The sequence below is a fragment of the Neoroseomonas rubea genome (genome assembly GCF_016106015.1).
Taxonomy (GTDB): Bacteria; Pseudomonadota; Alphaproteobacteria; order Acetobacterales; family Acetobacteraceae; genus Neoroseomonas; species Neoroseomonas rubea.
This window is the reverse complement of sequence record NZ_JACADQ010000295.1, coordinates 1-5,384: the sequence shown is the minus strand read 5'-3', so window position 1 is coordinate 5,384 and position 5,384 is coordinate 1. Positions and strand designations below refer to the sequence as shown.

The window sequence follows — 5,384 nt, the reverse complement described above, 5'->3', positions numbered from 1 at the left end:
CGCGGCCATGGCGCGCAGCGCCTCGGCCTCGGCGGCCAACGCGGCGGCTTCCCGCGCCTGGGTGCCGGATGGGGCGGCGCGCAGGCTGCAGGCGCCGCCCGGCGCGACGACGGCGATGGTCTCCGCCCGCGCCGGCTGGACAAGTGCCGCGAGGCACAGCAGGAGGGCGATGACCAGCGCCGGCCAGGAACGTGGCATGATGCGGCTGGAACCTCTCGGGTGGGCATGGACGCGGATTTCGGCGGCTGGCTGCAAGGCGGGATCACGGTGGCGCTCGCGCTGGCGGCCGCGCTGCTGCTGCTGCGGCTGGGCACCGTCGCCTTCGAGCGCGTGGCGCCGCACGATGCGGAGGCCGTGCCGCTGATGCGCGTGGGCGGCATCGGGGCTGGGCTCGCGCTCGGCGTGGCGCTGCTGCTCGCCGCGCCCGATCCGGCGATCTTCCTGCCCGGCCGGGTCTTCCTGGCCGAGGCACCCTGGAACGAGCCGCTCGCGGCCCTGCTGGCAGGCCAGGCGCTGCCGGGTGCGGGGACGATGGCGCGGCTGCTGGGCGCCATGGGCGGCGGGGGCGGGATTGCCGCCATCGCGGGCTGGATGGCCTGGGCCGGCCTCGTGCTCGGCGGCGTCATGGCGGTGCGGCTCTGGCATGGGCCGGAACGGGCGCGCGCCTTCGCCGCCTTCCTCCTGCTCGCCGTCCACTGGGCGGCCTTCGTGCTGCTCGGCGCGCATGTCGCGGCCTGGCTCGTGGCGCAGATGGGCTTCTGGGTCTTCGCGCTGCTGCTGCTGCTGTTCCAGCACCACCGCTACGCCCGCCGCCCGGCGCATTGATATCAGCGGCCGAATGCTTCGGCCGCTGATCTCCGCTTTGCGTACCCTCAGGCGCCGGGCGGAAACCTCCGGTTTCCTTGGCTCGCCAGACTCCTGGCGGGCCGCATTCGCGGCCTCGGCCGGCATGCGCCGGCTGCGGGCCATTGCGTGGTGGCACCGGTATGACCCCGCCCGGCGCATCAGCGCAGGTCCATCATGGCGTGGAAGGGCGCGGGCGTGATCAGCGGCGCATCCCCCACATAGGGGAAGGCGAGCTTGACCGAGACCATCAGCACCGACCCCACGATCAGCGCGATCACCGCCGCCATGGCGTAGTGCATCGCGGCACTCGCGCCGCCGAAGAACCACTGGAAGGCGATGACGGCGACCGAGACGGTCAGCACCAGCATCCAGATCAGCCCCGACAGCGTGCGGGAGGTGACGGACAGCCGCGCGATCCGCGCCTCCGCGATGGTGTTGAGCCAGTTGCCGGTGGTCTGCTGCAGCGATTCCTGGGACGGCTTTTCGGGATTGGCGTCGAGGAAGGCGCGGGTGAGGCGCTGGAAGGCCGCGTCCGAGCCGTTGGAATGCACGCCCGCCTGCATCGCCGGCCAGTCCTGCGCCACCACCGTCGCGGCATAGCCGCGGATCGCGGCGCGCATCTCGGTCCGCGTCGCGGCCTGCCCCGGCCCGTCGAAGGTGTCGGTGGCGAGCGCCAGCATATAGAGCGCGCTGGTTTCCTGGCGCACCGTCTCGCGCGCCGTCTGGAAGGTGTCCCAGGCGCCGACCAGCGCCAGCGCCGCGACGACCGCGTAGATCTCGACCACGAAGCCGTACTTGATCCCGCCGACGATCGCGTTGGCCTGGAATTCCGCCTGCGTGAACAGGGCGTACATGACGCGCCCGAGCAGGATCGCGATGCCGACGGGCACCGCCGTCGTCAGCACGATGCCGAGCCAGGCCGGCAGCGCGGCCAGCTGCTGGGGCAGGACGATATCCATGGCCGGGATCCTCCGCGGCGCTTGGCGGGCAGGCCGGGGATCTTCCCCGGCCGGGTGGACGGACGCGGGCCGGTCAGGCCTCGATCGCGCGGTACCAGCGGCGCGTGCGGATGACGCGGCCGGCGGCCTTGGGGCGCAGGTCGAGTTCCTCCATCAGCCGCTTCACGCGCTTCTGCGCATCGGCCGGCGTCACGCCGCCGCCGGCGCGCGCGCGATAGAAGGCGACCGCGCGGTCGAAGTCATCGCGCGCGACGCGCTGGCGCCGATCGGCCAGCGTGCGCAGCAATTCGCGCGAGGAAGCGCCGAGCTCCCCTTCCAGCGCGATCGCGTTTTCCTGCGCTGACTGGCGCAGCACACCGCTCGCCTGGTCGAGCGTGAGGCCGTAGCGCGTGAGCCCTTCCTCAAGCAGGCGGCGTTCCTGGTCATGGTCGAGGAACTTGCGGCCCTGCAGCTGCAGCTTCACCAATTCGGCGAAGCGGGCCCGGGTCGGGTGGTCGGTCGCGGTCATCGGGCATCCTGCCTTTCGTCGCTGGGCGCGGTCCTGGCGCCGGTCTGGTCGGTCATCGGGTCGGCTGCGTCAGTGCATGATCGAGGCGGGCAGCATCGTGCCCGGTGCAGGCGGCTGAAGGTCGAGCATCTGCGCGCCGGACCCCGGGCCGCGGCCGGCCATTGCACCGACGCGCTGGTTCAGCCGTTCGATCGCGCGCAGGATGCGGCTCGCCTCGACGCCGAGCGGGGCGTCGGTCGGCGTCAGCTGGAACTTCACGCGCGGCAGCGGGAAGAGGTCGACTTCCACCTTGTCGACCGAGAAGCCGCGCAGCTCGCCCGCCTCCATGATGCCGCGCACGATGGTGCGCTGCATGGCGGAGATCGGGCCAGGGTTGCGCCGCGCGTGGCGTTCCAACGCGCGCTCGACATATTCGCGGTCGGCTTCCGTCAGCTCGCGCGCCTGGCCGAAGGTCAGCGACAGGCTCGGCAGCAGGCTGACGGAGGATTCGATCTCCTTCAGCTTGTAGCCGGCGATGTCCATCAGCCAGGTGAAGTCGTCGCGCGACTGCTGCTGCAGCGCGGCGCTGTGCGACCGGGCGTAGGAACCATGACCGCCGGAGAAGCCGAAGCTGTCGACCAGCCCGCCCCACAACCGTTCGGCGCGCGCCATGATGCCGTCATCCGACGGCAGGTCCTGCAGCGGCATGGGCACGACGCCGCGCTGCGGGGCGCCCTGCGCCAGCGCGGGCAGCGGCAGGGCGAGCAGGGCGAGGACGGCGAGGGTCTTGGCGCGCATGGGTCTGGCCTCCGGTGCCGGTCAGCGGGACATCAGGGATTGGCGTTCGGCGACGCGGCGCTGCGCGGCGCGGTCGGCCGGCGGCAGCGGCACGAGCCCGGCGGTGGAGAGGTAGCCGCCCGGCCCCGCCGCATGCTCGCTCGTCAGCTCGAGCATGAACTCGCGGATGCCGCGCACCACGCCCACGCCCTGCTGGTTCCGGCTGTGCTGGCGCTTGGCATAGACGTAGAAGGTGCGCGCCGGGTCGTAGTCGAGCGAGCCGATGGTCGCGGGGGAGGGTGCTACGCCGTCGAGCGCGATGGGCACGAGGTTGCCGCCGGAGGCGAGCATCTGGTCGTAGCTGACGACCGCGAGCGTGCCGGGCGGCGAGGCGAGCAACTCGGCGACCACGGCGCCGCTGTCCACCTGCCGGATGCGCGGGTCGTTGCGCAGCGTGACGCACTTGCTGCGGCGGTAATGCGCCTCGAAGATCAGGCGGATCGGCTTGGCATGGCGGCAGCCGGATTCCAGCACCAGGTCGTCGAACAGGGCGCGGGTGCCGCTGCCTTCCTCCGGCACGATCACGCGGATCTCGCTGCGCGGCAGGGTGGGGGAGATCTCGGACCAGAGGCGGGCGGCGTTCGGGACGAACTCCTCCTCCTGCGGGCGCTCGGCGGCGACGGCTTCCCACACATGGCGCGTGGTCAGGCCCTGGATCGCCTCGCCGCGGCGGGCCACCAGCACGACGGCGCCAAGGCCGACCTGCAATTCGATGATGTCGCGCACGCCGTTGGCCGCGCAGGTTTCCTGGATGGCGCGCGGCATGCGGCGCGTGACGACGGCGAGGTCGGGCGTCTGCGGCCCGACGCCCGAGCAGAACATCTCGAGCGCATGGGTCGAGCCCGGCGCGGAGGTGATGGGCGGCGGGACGCCTTCGTACCGCTCGACGAAGGCGCCGATGATCGCCTGCGTCAGGCTGGCGGAGGAGGAGGAGCTGACCACGACCAGCCGGTCGCGCAGCGTGATGCTGCCGGTCTGCGCGAGGGCGGGGCCGGCCGAGAGGGCGAGCGCGCCCGCGAGGATGGCGAGGAGGTTGCGGCGCACGGGGGGCTCCATGGCGGAAGGGGGCATCGGGGGGGTCAGCCGCGCGGGGGGGCGGCGAGCATGCGCAGCAGCGTCTCCTGCACGGCCTGCTCGACGGCGAGCCGCGCGCCCGCCTGGGCGAGCCAGCCGGCCAGCAGCGGCTGCAGGGACGGATCGAGCGCGGCCGCGTCGCCGACCGCCGCGGCGAGGTTGCCGCGGCGGAGATGCTGCACGACGCCCTCGATCGCCTGTTCCTGGTCGGACGGCGCGGGCGCGGCGACGAGGCCGATGCTCGCGACCGCGCCGCGCATCGTCGTGACGGCCTGCTGCACCATGTCGCCCTGGCGCGGCACGCGCGCGACAAGCTGGGGGACCAGCGCGATGTAGCGTTCGCGCAGCTCGGCCTCGGTCGGCAGGCCGCGGGCGGCGTGGCTCAGCAGCACTTCCGACAGCGGGGCGGGCAGCATCCCCGGCGGCGCGAGCCGCGCCATCGCCTGGTATTCGCGCAGCCACGGGCGCGCCGTCGCGACGCTCGCCTGCAGCACCAGCGCGGCGGCGATGAAGCGTTCGCCCTGCGGCGAGCGGAAGGCCTCGGCGCGATCGATCCGGCGGGCGAGGGTGTCGCTGCGCTCGGCGGCGGCGGCCTCCATGCGGCCGAGGGCGGATTCGAGCTGGCCGATGCGGGCGATCAGGGCCTCGGGCACCGCGGCGGCGGCGGGAGCGGCGGCCTGCGCCTCCGCATGGCCGACCGGCGCGACGCCGCTGCCCAGGACGATGGCGGTCGCGGCGACGCCGCAGGCGAAGCCGATGCCGGGCAGGACCATCCGGTGCCACGTCGTGCGCGCGACCGGTGCCGCCGCCGGGGGCGGGGCGGCGGGCGCGGTCTGCTTTCGCGGTCGGGCGCTTTTCGTCATCCGGGGCCTCGGCGGTTTTCGACGGCACGCTGCACTGCAACGGCGCCACTGAAGCATTGCCGGGGTTGTCCAACCCTTAACCGCGTCACGAACCGCGGAAGATGCGGCGCGCATTGAGCGATGCTTAAGCCCGTGCGGGTCTCAATGCTGCATGCCCCGTGGCGGGCCAGCCTTGATGAGAAAGGATAACAAGATGCGGGAATGCAGCGCCGTCGTGCCGCACATGGCGCATGGCCCGGCGTGCGGTTGCGCGGCCGGCCCGGCTTCGCCCGGGCGGCGCGGCCTGCTCGGCCTGGCCGCCGCGGCGGGCTTCGCCGC

At 73.3% G+C, this 5,384-nt stretch carries 7 protein-coding genes; 1 reads left to right on the top strand and 6 read right to left on the bottom strand.

Translation table 11 applies throughout. The annotated features are described in order from the left end of the window. On the bottom strand, positions 1 to 198 hold a 198-nt coding region (locus tag HW577_RS19990), incomplete at its 3' end, for a hypothetical protein (protein ID WP_198377889.1). Positions 199 to 225: 27 nt separating this feature from the next. Between HW577_RS19990 and HW577_RS19985 the strand changes: the two genes are divergently transcribed. Beyond that, positions 226 to 825 (top strand): hypothetical protein, encoded by a 600-nt coding sequence (locus HW577_RS19985; protein ID WP_198377888.1) that lies wholly within the window; start codon positions 226 to 228, stop codon positions 823 to 825. A gap of 179 nt (positions 826 to 1,004) precedes the next feature. Here the strand turns inward: HW577_RS19985 and HW577_RS19980 are convergent, their stop codons facing one another. From HW577_RS19980 to HW577_RS19960, 5 genes are all read right to left on the bottom strand, one after another. Further along, on the bottom strand, positions 1,005 to 1,805 hold the full coding sequence (locus tag HW577_RS19980) for a bestrophin-like domain (RefSeq protein ID WP_198377887.1): 801 nt from the start codon (positions 1,803 to 1,805) through the stop codon (positions 1,005 to 1,007). A 73-nt stretch (positions 1,806 to 1,878) separates the two neighbouring features. Then, positions 1,879 to 2,313: a hypothetical protein gene (locus tag HW577_RS19975; RefSeq protein ID WP_198377886.1), complete on the bottom strand. Its 435-nt coding sequence runs from the start codon at positions 2,311 to 2,313 to the stop codon at positions 1,879 to 1,881. A 69-nt stretch (positions 2,314 to 2,382) separates the two neighbouring features. Next, positions 2,383 to 3,090, bottom strand: a complete 708-nt coding sequence (locus HW577_RS19970; protein ID WP_198377885.1) for a hypothetical protein — start codon at positions 3,088 to 3,090, stop codon at positions 2,383 to 2,385. Between the two features lie 21 nt (positions 3,091 to 3,111). Next, positions 3,112 to 4,173 carry a PstS family phosphate ABC transporter substrate-binding protein gene (locus HW577_RS19965; protein ID WP_198377884.1) on the bottom strand — a complete coding sequence of 354 codons (1,062 nt, stop codon included), beginning with the start codon at positions 4,171 to 4,173 and terminating at the stop codon, positions 3,112 to 3,114. Between the two features lie 35 nt (positions 4,174 to 4,208). Next, complete coding sequence (locus tag HW577_RS19960) at positions 4,209 to 4,976, bottom strand: hypothetical protein (RefSeq protein ID WP_198377883.1); 768 nt, start codon at positions 4,974 to 4,976, stop codon at positions 4,209 to 4,211. Positions 4,977 to 5,384 lie beyond the last annotated feature (408 nt).

Bases quoted from the DNA above. Each gene is read 5' to 3' on its own strand.
- HW577_RS19985 (WP_198377888.1), top strand. From the start codon at position 226: ATGGACGCGGATTTCGGCGGCTGGCTGCAAGGCGGGATCACGGTGGCG.
- HW577_RS19980 (WP_198377887.1), bottom strand. From the start codon at position 1,805: ATGGATATCGTCCTGCCCCAGCAGCTGGCCGCGCTGCCGGCCTGGCTC.
- HW577_RS19975 (WP_198377886.1), bottom strand. From the start codon at position 2,313: ATGACCGCGACCGACCACCCGACCCGGGCCCGCTTCGCCGAATTGGTG.
- HW577_RS19970 (WP_198377885.1), bottom strand. From the start codon at position 3,090: ATGCGCGCCAAGACCCTCGCCGTCCTCGCCCTGCTCGCCCTGCCGCTG.
- HW577_RS19960 (WP_198377883.1), bottom strand. From the start codon at position 4,976: ATGGTCCTGCCCGGCATCGGCTTCGCCTGCGGCGTCGCCGCGACCGCC.